At 31.4% G+C, this 20,456-nt stretch carries 14 protein-coding genes; 5 read left to right on the forward strand and 9 right to left on the reverse strand.

The features are described from left to right. Together K337_RS0114890 and K337_RS0114895 are read right to left on the reverse strand one after the other, a co-directional pair. Complete coding sequence (locus K337_RS0114890; RefSeq protein ID WP_028857301.1) at nucleotides 1-1,527, reverse strand: alanine/glycine:cation symporter family protein; 1,527 nt, start codon at nucleotides 1,525-1,527, stop codon at nucleotides 1-3. A gap of 389 nt (nucleotides 1,528-1,916) precedes the next feature. Further along, complete coding sequence (locus K337_RS0114895) at nucleotides 1,917-4,385, reverse strand: AMP-binding protein (protein ID WP_028857302.1); 2,469 nt, start codon at nucleotides 4,383-4,385, stop codon at nucleotides 1,917-1,919. A 225-nt stretch (nucleotides 4,386-4,610) separates the two neighbouring features. On the opposite strand from K337_RS0114895, the gene lon reads away from it, so the two are divergent. The 4 genes from lon (at nucleotide 4,611) to K337_RS0114920 (ending at nucleotide 10,041) form a co-directional block, all read left to right on the forward strand. After that, the gene (gene lon / locus K337_RS0114900) at nucleotides 4,611-6,980 is read left to right on the forward strand and encodes an endopeptidase La (RefSeq protein WP_084140914.1); all 2,370 of its coding nucleotides are present in this window, start codon (nucleotides 4,611-4,613) and stop codon (nucleotides 6,978-6,980) included. 298 nt (nucleotides 6,981-7,278) lie between these two features. Then, nucleotides 7,279-7,440, forward strand: coding sequence for a hypothetical protein (locus tag K337_RS20000; protein WP_156877401.1), 162 nt, complete (start codon nucleotides 7,279-7,281; stop codon nucleotides 7,438-7,440). 143 nt (nucleotides 7,441-7,583) lie between these two features. Next, entirely contained in the window at nucleotides 7,584-8,405 is an 822-nt protein-coding gene (locus K337_RS18720) for an NAD(P)H-hydrate dehydratase (RefSeq protein WP_051251823.1), read from the forward strand. A 127-nt stretch (nucleotides 8,406-8,532) separates the two neighbouring features. Then, a complete protein-coding gene (locus K337_RS0114920; protein ID WP_028857304.1) occupies nucleotides 8,533-10,041 on the forward strand; it encodes a sensor domain-containing diguanylate cyclase in 1,509 nt (502 codons plus the stop codon). Nucleotides 10,042-10,080: 39 nt separating this feature from the next. On the opposite strand, the gene pyrB is transcribed toward K337_RS0114920, so the two are convergent. From pyrB to K337_RS20005, 4 genes are all read right to left on the reverse strand, one after another. After that, nucleotides 10,081-11,103, reverse strand: a complete 1,023-nt coding sequence (pyrB, locus tag K337_RS18725; protein WP_169712894.1) for an aspartate carbamoyltransferase — start codon at nucleotides 11,101-11,103, stop codon at nucleotides 10,081-10,083. A gap of 150 nt (nucleotides 11,104-11,253) precedes the next feature. Beyond that, nucleotides 11,254-14,460, reverse strand: coding sequence for a carbamoyl-phosphate synthase large subunit (carB, locus tag K337_RS0114930; RefSeq protein ID WP_028857305.1), 3,207 nt, complete (start codon nucleotides 14,458-14,460; stop codon nucleotides 11,254-11,256). Between the two features lie 92 nt (nucleotides 14,461-14,552). Further along, nucleotides 14,553-15,614 (reverse strand): glutamine-hydrolyzing carbamoyl-phosphate synthase small subunit, encoded by a 1,062-nt coding sequence (carA, locus tag K337_RS0114935; RefSeq protein WP_028857306.1) that lies wholly within the window; start codon nucleotides 15,612-15,614, stop codon nucleotides 14,553-14,555. Nucleotides 15,615-15,673: 59 nt separating this feature from the next. Continuing rightward, nucleotides 15,674-15,832 (reverse strand): hypothetical protein, encoded by a 159-nt coding sequence (locus K337_RS20005; RefSeq protein ID WP_156877402.1) that lies wholly within the window; start codon nucleotides 15,830-15,832, stop codon nucleotides 15,674-15,676. A gap of 142 nt (nucleotides 15,833-15,974) precedes the next feature. Here K337_RS20005 and K337_RS0114945 point away from each other — a divergent pair, with 142 nt between their 5' ends. After that, nucleotides 15,975-16,955, forward strand: a complete 981-nt coding sequence (locus tag K337_RS0114945) for a bactofilin family protein (RefSeq protein ID WP_028857307.1) — start codon at nucleotides 15,975-15,977, stop codon at nucleotides 16,953-16,955. Between the two features lie 38 nt (nucleotides 16,956-16,993). On the opposite strand, the gene K337_RS19400 is transcribed toward K337_RS0114945, so the two are convergent. From K337_RS19400 to K337_RS0114960, 3 genes are all read right to left on the reverse strand, one after another. After that, on the reverse strand, nucleotides 16,994-19,213 hold the full coding sequence (locus tag K337_RS19400; protein WP_051251824.1) for an HD domain-containing phosphohydrolase: 2,220 nt from the start codon (nucleotides 19,211-19,213) through the stop codon (nucleotides 16,994-16,996). A 114-nt stretch (nucleotides 19,214-19,327) separates the two neighbouring features. After that, nucleotides 19,328-19,795 (reverse strand): GAF domain-containing protein, encoded by a 468-nt coding sequence (locus K337_RS0114955; RefSeq protein ID WP_028857308.1) that lies wholly within the window; start codon nucleotides 19,793-19,795, stop codon nucleotides 19,328-19,330. A 122-nt stretch (nucleotides 19,796-19,917) separates the two neighbouring features. Further along, nucleotides 19,918-20,403, reverse strand: coding sequence for a YchJ family protein (locus K337_RS0114960; protein WP_028857309.1), 486 nt, complete (start codon nucleotides 20,401-20,403; stop codon nucleotides 19,918-19,920). Nucleotides 20,404-20,456 lie beyond the last annotated feature (53 nt).

Raw genomic sequence — 20,456 nt, forward strand, 5'->3', positions numbered from 1 at the left:
TTATGAGATTTCTAATTCTACCTCTGTTGGTTCTAAATCTCTACCTTTTATTCTTATATCATCCCAAAGTTTAAAGTCACCTTGAATTCCAATTTTATTAGGATCAAAATCCCAATCGTCTTGAGTTCCATTTTTCATTCTAGATTTATAATCTTTTAAACAGATTATAGTTGGTTTAAACATAACTAAGATACCTACTATATTAACCCAAGCCATCATTCCTACACCAATGTCACCCAATGTCCAAGCTAGACCACCAGACATGATTGTACCTAAGAATGTGAATCCTAAAAATACGATAGTTAATATCTTTCTAATTTTTTTACCAGAAGCTTCATCTCCAAATAGATAGACTGCAGCTGAGTCACCATTCCAGAAATAAGCTAATATTGTTGTAAAGGCAAAGAACATGATAGCTATTGCTACGATATATGCTCCATAACCAATACCAGCATCTAATGCCGCAGTTGTGTTAAGAGGACCAATAGTTGAAACTGTCATTTCAGCAGAAGATCCAAATCCTGAGTAGATCTCTTTTCCAGTAGGGCTGAAAACTTTATAAGCGCCTGTTATGATGATCATCAATGCAGTTGCAGTACATACAAATACAGAATCTATATAGATAGAGAAAGCTTGAATTAATCCTTGTTTAGCAGGATGTGAAGTATCAGCGGCAGCGGCAGATGCAGGACCGGTACCTTGACCAGCTTCATTAGAGTAAATTCCTCTTTTAACTCCCCACATAACAGCAGTACCTACGATACCAGCAAAGGCTTCTTCTTGACCAAATGCAGATCTAACGATTAGTGCTAATGATGGAACAATATCTCCAGCATTTAAAGCTAATACAATAAGAGCTACGATAATATAAGCTATAGCCATAAATGGAACTACTACACCGGCAAATTTCGCTATTCTTTTTGCACCACCAAATATAATTATTGATAATAATGTAACGATTGCTAATCCAGTTACCCATGTAGGGATTCCAGTAGCTGTCTGCATAGATCCTGCAATTACATTAGATTGTACAGAAGGCATAAATAATGACATACCGGCTACAGTTACAATGGCAAATAAGTTACCATACCAAGCTTTACCACCTAAGAAACCTTTTTTAAAGTAGTAAGCTGGACCTCCCCTGTATCCTCCTTCGATTTGTTCTTTATATAGTTGTCCTAGTGTAGATTCAACATATGATGACGCTGCACCTAAAAGTGATATAACCCATAACCAGAAGATAGATCCTGGACCACCTAAAGCAATAGCTGTAGCAACTCCTGCAATATTTCCTGTTCCGACCCTCCCAGAAACCGACATACACATTGCCTCAAATCCACTTATTGAGTCTTTTGATCTTTCACCTGGTTTAACATCTTTTCCTAATAATAGTCTTATCATTTCTTTTACCATAAAAAATTGTGCTCCTCCAATCTTTAGAGTGAAGAATAGTCCTGCTCCTAGACAAAGATAGACTAGTAGCGGTGACCAAATAATACCATTTAACTGATTAATAAAACTTTCCATAAAATACCTCCGTTTAAATACAATTTAAAATAATTGAAATTCGATCTGAATAATTGGAACGATAGTCTTTATCATTGGTAACAATTAAAGGATAGCACCCTATAAATAAGATGTCAAACCTAAAAAGAAACACTTTATTTGTTTTTAGGACAGGAACGTTTTGAAGTCTTTTATGAGTTAGTGAATTTTTTATTTTAATTTTAATGTAGAAAACGTCAGTTTGGATAACGTTTTTGTTGTAGGAAAGGGTGAGGAATAAGAAAAAAAAAGAGAAATGCCTACTAATTAATAGGCATTTCTCTTTTAATTTAAATTTTCTTATATAGTGAATTAAATAACAATCTTGTTGAATTATTTAATTTTTTTTACTCCCTCAAAAAAATTAAAGTTTAATTCTTTTCTAGGTATTTTTTAACTAGGTTTTCACTATTTTTTACAATCTCATCGATCTCTAAATCCTTAGGAAATAGAGGAGGAAGGAATGTTAAGTCAACATTTGTAGCTTTTGGAAACTTACTTCCAATAGGCATAGATTTGTAGGCTCCGTCGATAACAAATGGCTGAACTGGTATATCTAGAGTTTTACTCAGTATAGCAAAAGCCTTTTTAAATTCTGCCATTTCCCCATCTCTACTTCTAGCCCCTTCAGGGAAGATAACTAGGTTTTTTCCTTGACGAAGAACCATAGCAGCAGTCTGTAAAGTTTCACTTAAGTTATTATCTAAATCTAAAAGGATTATATTTCCATGATCAGCACCCCATTTTTTCAATGAACCGTTAAAATGTTTAGAGATAGCTAAGTAATAGGTATTTTCTAAAATTTTCTTATCCATAGCTGTATTGAGTATAAAACCATCTAAGAAACTTTGATGGTTTCCTATGAAAATTGCAGGCTGATTGGTTATATTTTCTAAACCACTTTTATTTATTTTGATGTAACCTTTAAAAAATGGAGTCAGGATACATTTTGCAAATTTTAAAGCGGCACTAGATTTAGGAATGAAGACATCGATATCTTTATTTAATATTTTAGACCAATCATTTTCTTTCTCTGTGATTTCGACACCTTTTTCATGTAAAAATTTTGATAGATCATATAGAGTAGGGTACTGAGAAAGTTCCTCTTCCATAATGATAACATTAAATGTATTTCCAACAAATGACAATAATTCAACAAAATCCAATGAATCCATACCTAGATCTAATTCAAAATGATCTTTTGGTGTAGAAGAGACCCCTTTCAAATTTTCTATAAATTTTTTCAATATTAAGTATTCTTTTGTAGTTGGTTCTGCTATTTTCTCTACAACTCTTTTTTTCTCTTCTAAGAGATCTTTCAACTTAAATCTTCTAAGTTTTCCGAGCCTTGTTTTAGGCAGTTCTTCCTGTACAATTTTGATATCTAATATTTTTCTATAACTAGGAGCTTCGATATTATATGGATCTATAACATTCCATTTAATAGCTTCACTTATATTTTTTATACCCTCTTGCTCAATGATGGCAAAATTAGGGTATACAATTGCAACTAGATGATTTTTATGTTCAGTAACAGCTAATTCAGAAATTAAATTAGTTTTTTTCATAATACTATCTTCAATATCCTGCGGGTTGATGTTTTTTCCGTTTGGAAGAACGATCATCTCTTTTTTTCTACCTATAATATAGAGGTAACTATCTTTTATCTCCCCTAAATCTCCAGTATGAAACCAGCCATCTTTATCTATTACTTCTGCTGTAGCTTCTGGTTTGTTATAATATCCCTTCATTACGTTTTTTCCACGGGCAATGATTTCACCATCATCAGCTATTTTTAATTCAATCCCCGGGAGTGCTCCACCACACGATCCAGGCCTTATATCATCATATCTATTGAATGTAAGGATTGGAGATGTTTCAGTAAGACCATAACCTTCTAGCATCCTAAATCCCAGAGTATTAAAATCTTTAACTATCTGTGGATCTATCTTAGCTCCTCCAGAAACCATAATATGCATGTGTCCGCCAAAACCATCCTGTACTTTTTTGAATATCTTTCTACCAAGCTCTATATTGTTTGTTTTAGAAACAATTTTAAAGAGGGTTCTAGGAATAAAACTTGAATTTATTTTTTCCATTATTCCCTTATGAAACATCTCCCATAATCTAGGAACCCCTATAAATAATGTAATCTTATATTCCTGCAATGCACCTTTAATGGCAGCAGAGGAAAGATCATCTAAGATAATAACTGTACCTCCAATCTTTATAGGAAGGATCAGATTTCCCATAAGTGGAAGGACATGGTGCATGGGTAAAAGGGCCAAGATTCGATCAACTTCACGGTATAAGCCAACTTTAGCAATATTATCGATATTGGAAAGGAGGTTATCCATAGTAAGCATAACTCCCTTAGGGTCTCCAGTAGTACCTGAAGTATAAAGGAGTAGGACAGTTCGATCTCCCACAGGAGCTTCGATATAGTCTTTTCTACCTATGTAATTTTCAGGAACTTTCACTTCATCTAAATTGATGATTGGGATATCTAATCCGGATATTTTAAGTGCTTCTGTAGCGACTTCTAAGTTTTTATTACTGGTATATAGATACTTTGGTTGTGCATCGGTTAAAAAATATGCGATTTCAGCAGCACTACTTCCAGCATCTACATTGATGGAAATTCCTTTTTTTTCCCAGATTGAAAATACAGCATATGCGATCTCAGGTCGATTTTCCAAAAATACTAATACCTTATCCTCTGGATGTTCTAATTTTAACATATCTGAATAATATAAAATTCTTCTTACTAATTCTTTATACGTAATTTCAGTTCCCTTGTATATTAGGGCTGGTTTGTCTCTTGAAATAATAAATTTCATGATATTCCTCCTAAATTATTGATAAACATTTTAACTTATTATACTATATTTATTGATGTAAAACAAACATACCCAAGGAAAAATAAGAATAAAGGTGTTATTTTATTTTTCTGGAAATTTATATGGAACTAAATATAAAATTTTTAATTAATTTAATAGGAAATTATAAGGAAATAAAGTATAGTCTATTAATCAAATAAAATGATTCATAAGGGGGGGCTGACCATGTATGCTCAAGAAAATGATAGTCAATTAATTAATGTAGAGCACATCTTGCCAGAAAATTTAACGATTTTGCCAATGCTAACAAGACCAATATTTCCAAACATTATGATCCCTATAACTTTTTCAGGGGAGGTTTTTTTAAAAACTATTAAAATGGTAGAGGAAACAGAAAATAAATTATTAGGTTTAGTTTTTGTAAAGGAATTAAATCAATTTGATATTTTTAAATCAGAGTTATATGAAGTTGGAACAGTGGTAAAAATACATAAGATAACACCACTTTCAGCTAATACAATTCAGATAATAGTTCAGGGGTTAAATAGATTTGAACTATTAAAAGTAATCAAAAAAGACCCTAATACAGTCTGGAATGTAAAATATGACAAAGGTGAGGAGGGACCTCCAAACGATGAAATACGTGCTTATATGCTGGCAATCATGTCATCTTTAAAGGAAATTTTTAAAGTTAATCCAATCTTGCAGGAGGAACTAAAGTTACTGATGACTCAGGTGAATTATGAAAAACCAGGTGTCCTCATGGATCTTATTACATCTATGCTGAAAACAGAAAATAAAAATCTGCAAGAAGTACTGGAAGAGTGGGATCTAGCCAAGAGAAGCAGACTGCTGTTAACAATGCTGAAAAAAGAACTAGAGATATCACATCTTCAGCAAAAACTTCAAAAACAAATTGAAGAAAAAGTAAGTAAACAGCAAAAAGAATATTTTTTAAGGGAACAATTAAAGTTGATCAAAAAAGAACTGGGAATGGAAAAAGATGATAAAGAGAGTGAAGTTGAAAAGATATTACAAATATTGGAAGGGAAAACTCTAAGTGAAGAAGCATTAAAAACTGTAGAGGAACAAATAGAAAAACTAAAATTATTGGACAGCCATTCTCCGGAACATAATGTGGTAAGATCTTATCTTTTAGCCATAGCGGAGTTACCATGGGGGATCTATTCAAAAGATAGTTTGGATATAAATAAATCGAGAAAAAAACTGGATGAAGATCACTATGGATTACAGGATGTAAAAAGTAATATATTAGAATTTATTAGTACTATTATGAAAACGGGAACGGTAAGTGGAGCTATCCTTTGTTTAGTAGGACCTCCAGGAGTGGGGAAAACTTCCATTGGAAAATCAATTGCCAATGCATTAAATCGTGAATTTTTTAGATTTTCTGTAGGTGGTATGAAGGATGAAGCGGAGATAAAAGGTCATAGAAGAACTTATATAGGTGCTATGCCAGGGAAGATACTACAGGCTATTAAGAAAGTCGGAACAGCAAATCCAATAATAATGTTAGATGAGATAGATAAAATAGGGAACAGTTATCAAGGGGATCCAGCATCGGCTCTCTTAGAGGTATTAGATCCAGAGCAAAATGTTGAATTTTTAGATCATTATTTAGATGTCAGGTTTGATCTATCTAAAATTTTATTTATAACTACGGCCAATCAGTTAGATACTATCCCTAGACCACTCTTAGACAGGATGGAAATAATTCAACTTCCAGGTTATATATTAGAAGAAAAAGAGGAGATAGCAAAAAAATATTTAATTCCTCATCAAATGTTAGAACATGGATTAACAAAAAAAGAAATATCAATATCAGCTCCAACATTAAGAGAAATTATTGATAAATATGCTCGGGAAGCAGGAGTAAGGGGGCTAGAAAAAAATATTAAAAAAATTATGAGAAAAGCTACTCTGAAAATTGCCGAAGGTGAAGAAAAGAAAATAAGTGTAAATAAAAAAAATATGGAAGAATTTTTAGGTAAACCAATTTTCACCACCGAGGAATTATATAATAAAAACGTCCCTGGGGTGACTTTAGGGCTGGCTTGGACATCTATGGGAGGAGTTACTTTATACATAGAGGCAAGCGTTATAGGTCATCAAGGTGGGTTTAAGCAAACAGGTCAATTGGGAGATGTAATGAAAGAATCCTCAATTATAGCCTATTCATACATCAAATCTTTAATGTGTAAAGAAGACTGTGATAAAGATAAGAAAGACTTCTTTGATAAACATAGTATCCATCTCCATGTACCTGAAGGTGCTACTCCAAAAGATGGACCTTCTGCCGGTGTGACTATGGCACTTGCTTTATATTCACTGGCTAAAAATAAACCAATCAAAAATAATATAGCTATGACTGGAGAGATAACTCTAACTGGAAAAGTATTACCTATTGGAGGAATAAGGGAAAAAACAATAGCTGCAAGAAGGGTAGGAATAGATACATTGTTAATTCCAAAAGATAATAAAACTGATTTTGAGAGATTACCTAATTATATAAAAGAAGGAATAACAGTGCATTATGCTGATTATTTTGAAGATATATTAAAAGTTGTATTTTAAAATCTTAACTTAATAAAAATCGTATTAATTTGAGAGGGTTATCTTTAATTAATACGATTTTTAAATATAAACGCTATAAAGTCCGATAATAATAGATTATAAAATTAAATTTCAAAACAAAAATAATTTATATTATAATACTAAAAAAGATGGAGGTTAAATAATGATATTAGTTCACGAAAAATTAAAAAAATATATGACTAAAAAAAATCTTAATATTATAAAAATTTCTATTAAAACAGCCACAAGCGGTTGATGTGCTGGAGCACAGTCGCTTCAGGTTGAAGCAATAAAAGAGATGGAGAATGAAAATGGATTTACTAAATACGAAGTAGATGATCTGAATATATATATCTATGATGGACTGAAATTAGAAGATAAAGTAGAGGTTAGATATTTATATTCCATACCTATAATAGGAACTGTCCTCAGTGCTTCTGGGTTAAGACTGAAAAATTAAAAATAAAGAAGTAAGATATTTTAAATATTTTTTTTAATAAGGGAGCTTTTGGGCTTCTTTATTTTTTTATTTTCTTGGAAAATCTAAATTTGATTACAAAAAATATGAGCTGAAAAAATCTAAATTTACTATAGGGGGGAATCATGGAGAAAAAGATAGAAAAAAAAGATATAGTTTTGAAAAAGCGAGATCTTCAAGGGTATAAGGGTAATTATGGACATGTGATAGTGATAGGAGGGAGCAGAGGGTTTACAGGAGCGCCTGTGATTACAGCTAATTCCGCAGTGAGATCAGGGGCTGGTTTGGTAACTCTTTGTATAGAAAATGAGATCGAAACTATGGTGGCATCCAACCTTTTAGAAGCTATGACCTGTGTTTTTTCATATGAAATAAGATTTAAAAAGTTACTAAATACTGCTACTGTAGTAGCTATAGGACCAGGGATGGGAATAGAGAAAACTTTAAATGTTTTAACACATACTCTAGATAACTCTGCATGTCCCTTGGTAATAGATGCCGATGGAATAAATGTATTGAATAAAAATATGGAATTGTTAAAAGGAAAAAAAGTAGTTTTAACTCCTCATTTAGGAGAATTTTCAAGGTTGACAGGGTTAGATATAGAAGAGATAAAAAAAGATAGATTAAATATCGCTAAAGAATTTGCCGCAGTTCACAATGTAGTTTTACTTTTGAAAGGATATAGAACTCTTATTACTGATGGGAAGGAAACATATATAAATACAAGTGGAAATTCTGCCATGGCAAATGGAGGTATGGGGGATTCTCTTACTGGGATAATTGCCTCTTTGATAGCACAGGGTTATGATCTGTTAGAAGCTGCTTATATGGGGGCTTATATCCATGGTTATATAGGAGAGGAGTTATCCAAGGAAAGATTTTGTGTCACAGCAAGGGATATAATAGAATGTCTTCCTATATATATGAAAAAGTTTCAAAAATAAAAGGAGGAATTTAATAAAAATAGGATTCTTTTCCTGCTTTTTTGATAAATATAATAATTATGCTTGTAATTTAAATTAATTTACAAGTATACTATAAGTATAATTAAATTGCTGTAGGGGAGAAAATATGCTGAGGATAAAGAGTTTAACGGTTGTGAGTGTTTCTAGTCTAATAGTTTTTATATTTATGTTTATTTATTTAAAAAAATCAATCGACACAGATTATAAAAATTTAGAAATAATTAGATCAGAGTCTGTATATCATCTGATAGATCAGGAGTTTCAAGGGGTGTATAAAAATTTAGAAAAACTCAACACTGACTGGAGTAAGTGGGATGATACCTACGAATTTATAGGGGGAGATAATAAAGTAAGGGGAAAATTTATAGAACGTAACTTAGAATATGGAGTACCGTACGGAATATTGTCAGACTTAAATTTAAATTTTATTATTTTTATAGATGATGAGGGACAAATTTTATATCAACAGGGTTATGATAATTTATCTGGAAATAAAATATCTGAAGAAAAAATTTATAGGATAACAAAAACAATATCAAAGTATAATGAAAAAACAGGTATGCTAGCTGGTGATAATGAAGAAGTTATTGTTTTTTCTAATCTGAAGATAACCGATAGTCAGGAAGTAAAAAAATCAAAAGGTAATTTAATAATGGGTTATTTTTTAAATAGAAACAGGGTTATGGCTATCGAAGAAAAATTAGGAATCCAATTTGGTATGGCAGGAACTTCAGAAATTTTTGAAACCCCCTATAAAATTAATATAGGTAGAAATAAAATATATAATAAACTATATATACCAGACCTCTCAGGGGGAAGTGTTATTTTTAATAATGAAAGAGATGCTGATATATTAATTTTAGGGAAAAAAAATATAAAAAAATATGTGATTGTGTTATTTGTTAATTTTATAATCCTGATATCTGCGATCTATATCTTTATGGAATATATTATAGTGAGAAGATTAAGAAAGATGGATCAGTCTGTAAGGGAAATTATAGAATGTCAAGATTTGGGGAAACGTCTTAAGATCAATGGCAGAGATGAAATTGGAAACTTGGGAGAAAATATAAACAATTTATTGGAAGACCTTGAGATTATGAAGGCAAAATTATATAATTTAGCCACCTATGATGTGATGACTGGAATTTTAAATAGACATACGGGATTAGAGAAGCTAGAAAGAAATTTTAAAATGAGTCAAAATAATAATAAAATTTTTACAATTGCTTTTATAGATATAAATGATTTAAAATATGTAAATGACAGGTATTCCCATGAAGAGGGAGATAAATTGATTAAAAACATTGTAAAAATTATAGAAAATAGTTTGAAATCAGAAGATATTTTTTTAAGGTTTGGAGGAGATGAATTTATTCTGGGATTTAACAGATTAAACTTATTAGAAGTAAATCTATTATTTAATGAAATTGAAGAAAAATTAGAAAATTACGATAATAAATCCAAAAAAGAATATACACATAGTATAAGTGTAGGAGTAGTAGAATGTCGAGAAAATAAAACTTTAGATGAATATGTCAATATAGCAGATATCAATATGTATGAAAACAAAAGATATAAAAAGAAATTTCCTGAAAGAAAATATGTAAAATAAAAAAAGAGGTATTTTTATACCTCTTTTTACATGGAAAAATTATTTTTCACAATAAAAACACACTTTTTCCCCTTTGAGATCTATCCACTTTCCTCCTAAATTCTCTATCTGTGAGATACATTTAAGATTTTCACATTTTTTATCTATTCCATCATATAGAGGTTTAGTGTGATCTTTCATAAGTAAACTCATGATGGCCTGTCTGACGAAAACACCATTTTTAGCCTGGGAAAAATAAATGGCATTGGGAGTAGAGTCTAAATTTGTATGGATCTCTCCAACCCTAGGCAGCGGATGGAGAATTTTTAAATCAGGCTTGGATATTTTTAAAATTTCTTTATCTATTTGATATTTACCGGCACATTTTTTAAAATCTCTGGGATCATCAAATCTTTCCTCTTGTATTCTGGTCATATACAGGATATCTGTATCCCCCATGATAGATTCATAGTTTTCTAAAACCTCATATTCCAAAGAAAGAGAATCTAAGATGTAAGATGGTATCTGCATCTCAGGAGGGGCTATAAAATAAATTTTATTTCCCCTAAATTTGTCCAGTGCCTTAGCCAGTGAATGAACAGTTCTACCATATTTAAGGTCTCCTACAAATGCAACCTCTAAATTATCTAGTCTTCCTTTTTCCTTTTGTATAGTATAGAGATCGAGTAAAGTCTGGGTAGGATGCTGGTTAGCTCCATCACCTGCATTTATTACAGGTATATCTAATATTTCGCTGGCTCTTTTGGCTGTTCCCTCATAGGGACTCCTGATTGCCATAATATCTGTATAGAGGCCCATCATGGTAAGGGTATCAGAGATTGTTTCTCCTTTTTTTAGGGAATTATTCCCTCCTCCATCTAACTCTATTACCTTCCCTCCTAATCTATACATAGCACTGATAAAAGATAATTTAGTCCGGGTAGATGGTTCAAAAAAAACAGTGGATAAAATTTTATTCTCTAACTCAGAAGGTTTAGGGTCATTTTCCAACTCTCTTGCTTTATCTAAGATATTTAAGATATCTTTTACTGTTAAATTATTTAATGATAGTATTTCTTTCAAATTTTCCTCCTTATTTTCCTTTCCTTTAATGATTTTTCTAAAGGAACATAAATTATATATTATGAAAGAGGTCATTATACAACCTCTTTCAAATTTATTATTAAATTTTATTTTTCCTGCTATAGATAGAATATCGGATAGTGGAGTTGTTTAGATTTTACTTATATCAAAGATATCTAAGTCTCTGGTATCTACATCTTTTTCCATGATATTTAATACTGCATTTAGTGTATCCAGTGAAGTTAGTACTTCTACACCATATTCTATAGCAGTTCTTCTTATCTTAAACCCATCTCTTTGAGCATCATTTGCTTTTGTAGGAGTGTTGATAAGGAGATCTATTTGTTGAGTCTTTAATTTATCGATTATATTAGGAGATGCTTCATTTATTTTATTAACAGTCTCACATGCTACACCATTATTATTTAGATATTCAGCAGTCCCACCAGTTCCAATCATTGTACACCCTTGATTTATAAGTCTTTTAGCCAGGCTTAAAAATTCATCTTTATCGCTTCCTTTTATAGTAGCTAAAACTCTTTTATTCTTAATTTCATGGATTCTGTATCCTCCTACAAGGCCCTTGTAGATAGCTTCATCCATATTGTTTCCTATTCCTAATACTTCTCCTGTAGATTTCATCTCAGGTCCTAATGATACTTCTACACCACCAAGTTTTTCAGTAGAGAATACTGGGACCTTTACTGCTACTAGATCCGGTTTCTTGTATATACCTGTACCGTATGGTAGATCTGCTAATTTTTGCCCTAGCATTACTTTTGTTGCCAGTTCGATCATTGGAACACCAGCTACTTTCGAGATGTAAGGTACCGTTCTAGATGATCTAGGGTTTACTTCTATTATATATAGTTTATTTTCATAAGCTATAAATTGTATATTCATCATTCCTATTATATTTAACTCTTTAGCTAATTTTCTAGTGATATCTAAGATCTCTTCTTCTGTTCCTTCATATAGGTTTTGTTGTGGATAAACTGTAATTGAGTCACCAGAATGTATTCCTGCTCTCTCTAAATGTTCCATGATTCCAGGGATAAGAACGTCTTCACCATCACAGATTGCATCTACTTCGATCTCTACACCATTTAAGTATTTATCTACTAATACTGGATTTTTAGGATCTCTAATGAAAGAAGCTTCTAAGTAACCTTTTAAGTTTTCCTCTAAGTAACAGATCTCCATCCCTTGTCCGCCCAATACATATGAAGGTCTTACTAATACCGGATATTTTACTTTTTCAGCTTCTGCTATACCATCTTCAGTATTCCAAACAGCTCTTCCCTTTGGTCTATTTATATCTAATTTTTCCAATATAGCTTCAAATCTTTCTCTATCTTCAGCAGCATCTATCATCTCAGCAGAAGTACCGATTATATTGATTCCTAAATCTGCCAGATCATTTGCTAATTTTATAGCAGTCTGCCCACCAAATTGTAAGATAACTCCCTCTGGGTTCTCTTTTTCAATGATATTCATTACATCTTCTAATACCAATGGTTCAAAGTATAGTTTATCAGCTGTTGAGAAATCTGTTGAAACAGTCTCAGGGTTATTGTTTATAATGATTGTCTCTATATCTAAATTTTGTAATGCTTTTACTGTGTGTACTGTACAGTAGTCAAATTCAATTCCCTGTCCTATTCTGATAGGCCCAGATCCAATAACTATAACTTTTCTTCTGTCTGATATTTCTACTTCATCATGCATGTCATAAGTTGAGTAGTAATAAGATGAAGAAGCTTCAAATTCTCCTGCGCAGGTATCTACCATCTTGTATACAGGCATAACGTTTAACTCTTTTCTTTTAGCGACTATATCATCTTCGCTTATTCCCATAAATTTTGCCATTGCTCTGTCTGAGAAACCTTTCTTCTTCCAGTTTCTAAGATTTTTAGGAGTAAGGTCAGATAATTTAGTTTTCTTTAAAACTTCTTCTTGATTTACTATCCACTGTAATTTTTCCATGAAGAATGGATCCATTCCGGTAATCTTTTGTAACATAGTCTTTGTATATCCACGTCTCAGCATCTCAGCTAGATCAAATATTCTTTCATCGTCTGGGCTTACTACTCTCTTCTTTAATTCTTGCATAGATCTAATTGTAGATGCTTTATGTTCTAAACCATATTGTCCGATCTCTAGTGATCTAACACCTTTTAAAAATGCCGCTTCAAAGTTGTTTCCAATAGCCATGATCTCTCCAGTAGCCATCATCTTTGTACCTAATTTTCTGTCAGCCTTCTCAAATTTATCAAATGGCCACTTTGGAATCTTTACTACTATATAATCCAGTGCTGGTTCAAAACAAGCATATGTTTTTCCTGTAACTTCATTTTTTACTTCATCCAGGGTATATCCTAATGATAATTTTGCTGCTACCCTTGCAATTGGATATCCAGTAGCTTTAGAAGCTAGTGCAGATGATCTAGATACTCTAGGGTTGATCTCAATAATTGCATATTCAAATGAATCAGGGTTAAGAGCGAACTGTACATTACACCCTCCTACAATTCCTATCTCATCTATTATGTTAAGTGCAGATGTTCTCAACATTTGATATTCTTTGTCAGATAATGTTTGAGATGGTGCTACTACTATACTATCTCCTGTATGAATTCCAACTGGGTCGATATTCTCCATATTACATACTGTAATTCTATTTCCATTTATATCTCTCATTACCTCATATTCTACTTCTTTCCAACCAAGGATCGATTTTTCAACTAATACTTGTCCTACTCTAGATAAAACCAGTCCTTTTAATAAGATGTCTTCTAATTCTTGAGGATTATTTGCCATCCCTCCTCCAGTACCACCTAATGTGTATGCAGGTCTTACAATTAATGGATATCCTATTTTTGCAGCGAACTCCAATCCATCTTCTAGGTTCTCAACTATCATACTCTCTATAGTAGGTTCCCCTATCTTATTCATGGCATCTCTAAATAGGTCTCTGTCTTCTCCCCTTTTAATAGAATCAATAGTTGTTCCCAATACCTTTATATTGTGTTCTGTTAATATTCCACTGTCTTCTAATTCTACTGCCATGTTAAGAGCAGTTTGTCCACCCATTCCAACTAAGATTGAATCTGGTTTTTCCTTTATGATTACCTTAGTTACAAATTCCAATGTAATAGGCTCTATATATATTCTATCAGCGACACTTTTATCGGTCATTATCGTAGCGGGGTTAGAGTTTATTAATACTACTTCTATTCCCTCTTCCTTTAATGCTTCACAAGCCTGGGTTCCAGAATAATCAAATTCAGCAGCTTGTCCTATTACAATTGGTCCTGATCCTATTACAAGGGTTTTCTTTATATTTTTATCTAACATTGAGTTAACCTCCATATATTTAAATTAGTAATTACTAATTTGTTTCTAGTATATTATCTTTCTTCTGTATAACCATTAATTGTTTACTCTGTCTATCCCAGCATTTTAATAAAATCATCGAATACATATTGAGAATCTTCCGGTCCCGGTGCTGCTTCTGGATGATACTGTACCGATGCTATCTTATTCTTGTAGTCTTTCATCCCCTCTACTGAGTTATCATTTAAGTTTATTTGAGTGATCTCTACACCTTCTGGCATCTTGTCTACCACATACCCATGATTTTGAGATGTGATAAAGATCTTATTTTTTTCCAAGTCTTTTACCGGATGGTTAGCTCCTCTATGACCAAACTTTAATTTATTAGTGGAACCTCCTAATGCCCAAGCCAATAGCTGGTGTCCTAAACATATTCCGATTATAGGAGTTTTTCCAATCATTTTCTTTATTTCGTTTATTACGTCTGTAAGATCAGCGGGATCTCCAGGCCCATTAGATAAAAATACACCATCTAGGTCATAGGATAAGATCTCCTCAGCAGTTGTATTCCATGGGAATATAGTTAAGTCACAGTTTCTCTTGTGGAATGATCTGATGATATTTTGTTTGATACCAAAATCAATCATTCCGATTTTTTTATTTACTTTTTCAGCACCACATGGAGCTTCATAGATCTCTTTTGTACTTACTGTACTTACTGCGTCTATATTTGAAAAATCATTCATTGTATTTTTGATTTCTTTTTGTGTAAGCTCGTCTACAGTGATGATAGCTTTCATAGATCCGTTATCTCTTATGATCTTAGTCAGGTGTCTTGTATCTATACCTTTAAATCCCATTATCTTATGTTGTTTTAGATAACCATCTAATGTCATCTCACATCTAAAGTTGTTTGGTAATTTAGCAGGTTCTTTTATTACAAATCCTCTTACCTTTGCACCATTACTCTCTAAGTCATCTAGGTTAAGACCATAGTTTCCTATCATTGGATAAGTCATTACAACTATTTGTCCATAATAAGATGGATCAGTAAGAACTTCTTGATACCCTGTCATAGATGTATTAAACACCAACTCTCCTACAGCTTCCTCTGTGTAACCAAAAGCTTTTCCTTCAAATACCATTCCATTTTCTAATATCAATTTTGCCTTCATAACGCCTCCTAGGTTCTCATAAGTTTATGCTAAAAAAAAAGAATAATAACTAAAATAGATTAGTCATTATTCTTTAGAATAAAATTATTATTAAAATTTAAAAACAAAGATACAGCTCCATATGCTATATAGGGAACATCTTTTAAAAATAAAAATTTGTTAAATTGAAATATATTGTTAAAATTAATTGGTATTACTAATAGTCTATTATTTTTCAAATTTAACGCCTCCTAAAATTTTCTTATATCAGAATATCAAAAATAATTGAATGTGTCAATATTTATTTTTGAATTCCCTCGGATATTGGTGTAACATGATATATAGCCTAAAATAATTTTAAATAGCAAAGGAGGAGTAAAGATGAAGAAGATATGTATTTTTTTGTTTATGATTTTAATTTCAGTTTTCAGTTTTTCAGAGTCGGAAAATATTTTTGGTAAATTCGCAATTGGAGAAAATGTAGTTGTAAATGATGTTGATGAAGGGGATTTAGTTGTAGCAGGTAGAGAAGTCCTGATAGACAGGAATTTCTCTAAACGTGTAATTATTGCTGGGGAAAGAATTACAATAAAAAGCAGATCGAAAGAGGTTTATTTAGCAGGGAAATATATTAAAATAGATGGAGGAGTAGAAGAAAATTTAAATATAATGGCTAAAAGTTTATATATAAATGCTCCTGTAGGTGGAGATGTCAGGATGGTTGTTGAAAATGCAGTTGTCTCAGAAGGAGCAGTTATAAATGGTGATATTGAGATAGATGGAAATCTTTTGATATCTAAAGGGGCAGTTGTTAAAGGGAATATTTATTATGATGATCAATTGCCTGTTATAGAAGGTCGTGTAATGGGAGAACTTGTAAAGAAAACAGATAAAAATTATTCCTATGAAAGACACCTTACTTTTCTTCCATTTAAACTGTTTTCGGTATTTTATTTATTTATACTCACCTATATAATTTTTAAACTAAAAAAAGAGTTAGGAAGGGAAAGACTAGAAAGATATTTAAATAATAAAAGTTTAATTCTATTCAATGGATTTGCAGGCTTGGTACTTATCCCTGCAGCTGTAATACTACTCTTTATCACAATTTTAGGATTTCCTGTAGGAGTCTTATTGATATTATTCTATTTTATATTGATGTTCTTGGCTATCCCTATAGCAAATCTAATAATAGCTGCTAAATATTTTGATGAGATAAATTTTCTCAAACTTCTACTAACTAGTTTTATTATAACAATTTTAATAAATTTACCATTTGTAGGCTGGTTGATAAAATTATTCTTAATCTTACTTGGGTTAGGAAGCATAATAGATAGTTTTAAAAATAAAATCAGATTATAATAAAAAAGAGGAGAGACGACCCAGAAGGGTCGTCCTCTTTATTTTATGTGTTCCCTATTGGATTCAAAGATTAGATTAAATTTTTCATTATGTTTTATAAATATATTTACAATCTCAGGATCAAAATGTTTTCCGCTTTCCTCTGAAATGATTCCCATAGATTTCTCATGGGTAAACCCGTCTTTGTAGGATCTTTTTTGCCGGAGTGCATCATAGACATCAGAAAGAGCAACGATTCTTGCTTCTAAAGGAATTTCTTTCCCCTTTAACCCCTCTAAATACCCCATACCATTCCATTTCTCATGGTGATAAAGTGCTATATTCTCTACCATAAGAGGGAGGTTAGCGTCTTTTATAAGATTATATCCTATCTTTACATGTTCTTTCATAGATTTAAATTCTTCTTCAGATAACCTGCCTTTTTTCTTTAAAATACCATCATGTACTCCTATCTTCCCTATGTCATGGAGGGAGGCATAGAAACCAATATCTTTAATAAAGTTTTTGTGACACCTGAGCTTTTCTGCAATTAATCTTGAATATTCATTGACCCTTCTTATATGATTACCGGTGTCTTCATCATTATAGTAATTAGCATTTTCAAGAGTAGTAACTAGGGATAGAGTGATTTTTTGCAGGGCTACCTTTCTATTTGTAACATTCCTATAGGAAATAAGGGTAATACTCAATATAACTAGGGAAATAACTAATATAAATATAGAAACCTTATAATCACTGGTAAAACTACTATAGTGAGCATTCCACTTTTTCATCAAAAATTTATTTTCTATATGAAGCTTAGAGAATATCTTATTTAAAACACTATAAAGTTCAGGGTTGTCTTTACTTACAGCAAAGGAAACCTCATAAATTTTATCGGTAACTCCAGCAATCTTTATATCGTTTATTTTGATACCAGAAAGGCGATTTTCAATAGTTTTCATATCTCCTACCAAGAAATCAACTTTACCCTCTCTCAAGAGGTTGAAAGATTCTCCTAGGGAGGTAGTGTTAATATAGGTTGCACTATTCAGGTGCTCTTTTAAATAACTGATATAATATGCACCTTTAATTACTGCTATAGTAGTATTTTCCAAATCTGAAATCTCATCTATAAATCCACCTGATTGCCGGTTATAAACACTTAAATTAAAGGAGTAATATGGTTCCGGGAATAAGAATTTTTTTTCTCGTTCAGGGGTTTTAATTAAAAGAGGGAGGATAAAATCTTTGTGGGTATGGGAGTCCTCATAAATTTTATCTTCCTTCACTATATATTCTACATCTATATTTTCATTTAATATGTTTTTTATAGATTTTATATAGTCGATTGTAAGCCCCTTTAGATCACCTTTGGAATCTCTAGAATAGTAAGGGTAATAATTATCATCTTTTAAAAGGACTAACTGTAATTTTGAAAGGTGGCTTAAAAATTCCCTTTCCTGAGAACTGAAATGGATACTGTTTTTTTTATACTGCAGGAGGTAATGTCCTATAAGTTGTGATCTATCCTCATCACTATACAGATCTATAAGTTTATTAAAAATATCTTTTAGGGGACTGTATTCTTTTTTTATGGCAAATTTGAGATTGGAATGAATATCAGGTAATAAAATATTAAGTTTAATAGTAGTATTTAAGTCGATAAAATTACTATTTTTTTCTATTTCACCTATATATAACAATGACTCATTTTCATTTAATTTTTTGAACGCTTGCTTTCTATCTTTTACAAAAATAGGCGTTATGTTTAAATAACCGTATTTATCTATAAAATCATCATATAATTTATCTCCCTTTAAAAAAATGATTTTTCTATCTTTTAAATCTAAGATTTTTTTTATGTCCTGCTGTCCCATAACTGCTGTATTAAAATCATAGATGGGGTTAGAAAAAACATAATAATTCTGCAAGTCCTTTTTTTCTAACATATCAAAGATTATTGTTCCTTCTCCCCTTTCTTTGAGTTTAGACAACTCGAAGATCTCTTTGGGAATTATATTTAAGTTAAGACCAAAACTTTTATTCATCCCTTGGGTGATCTTAGGGTAGAGTCCTCTTTGATTTTTTTCAAGATCGTAAAAAAATAAAAAATTGTCAGAATTTTCTACAAATACGTCTATTTTTTTACCTTCTATTTCCTTTAAAAAAGTTATCTCCTTTTCTGAAAGAGAGATTTTAGATAGATCAATTTCAGATTTTGAATAAAGATTAGTTCCTAAAAAAAATATAACCAAAAACATTATATATTTATTCATTTTTCTCCTCCTTTTATTTTTCCTAGTAAATAAAATTTACTAAGAAATAAAAAATTTCCTAGTTAGAATAAAAAAAGGAACCTGAGGTTCCACTTTTTATTCTTATAATATATATTATATATTGCTGTTAGCTATTAAAATCATAACTAATTTTTCTAAATTAATTTTATCTTCCTCAGAAAATCTATTCAATTTTGGACTGTCTATATCCAATACCCCAATTAATCTATTTTCTTTTATCAGTGGAATTACAATCTCTGAGTTAGATGCTAAATCACAGGCTATATGACCAGGGAATTTATGTACATCAGGGACTACATATGTAACTTTGTCTCTTGCAGAACTTCCGCAGACTCCCTTTCCCAACTCAATTTTAGTAGTAGCTGTAAGACCTTGAAAGGGTCCTAAAATCAATTTCTCATTTTTCCATAAGTAAAACCCTGCCCAGTTTAGATCCTCAATATTATTAAAGATCAGGGAAGAAATATTGGCACAGTTGGCAATAAAATCGTCTTCAGTTTCAGTTAAATTTTTAGCTAAGTTTAAAAGGTAGGTATAACTTTTAACGGGATTACTATTCATGATGTCTACAACTCCTTAATTTTTAGTTTAAGTGAGTATATCATAATTTATAAAAAAAAGAGAGATATATCTCTCTTTTTCTCTGTATTTACCTTGGGTAAAAAATACAGTAAATGTTCTATTTAGTTTTTCCCACAACATTTTTTATACTTTTTACCTGATCCACATGGACATGGGTCATTTCTACCAATTTTAACTTCTTTTTTGATAGTCTTTTGTGTAGATAATGCTGAATCATACATCCATGCTCCATCTATCTTTTTAAATACTGATCTTTCATGGTGAAACAATGTTTCTCCCTCTTCTAAATAGTGACCTTTAAATTCTACAATACCTTCAGAATCGTCAGCTCCTCCATCTACAGTTTCAATTATTTCTAATTTATTCCACTCTGTAGATTCAGACCAGTGTTTGATCTCTTCTTTACTAAGAGTTCCACGTGTTTTAGGATTATGTGTATTATAAACATAATCTACTTCTCCTACAACATAAGCTGTATATCTAGATCTCATTGTATCTTCAGCAGTAATTGGTGTTTTCTCACCTAATATATATGGCTTACAACATTCTTCATAACTTAATTCTTTTCCACAAGGGCAGTTTTTCATTTATTTTCCTCCTAAATATTATGCATAATTGCTTATAATTATACCATATGTAG

Origin of the sequence: Psychrilyobacter atlanticus DSM 19335 (genome assembly GCF_000426625.1) — a bacterium.
Taxonomy (GTDB): Bacteria; Fusobacteriota; Fusobacteriia; order Fusobacteriales; family Fusobacteriaceae; genus Psychrilyobacter; species Psychrilyobacter atlanticus.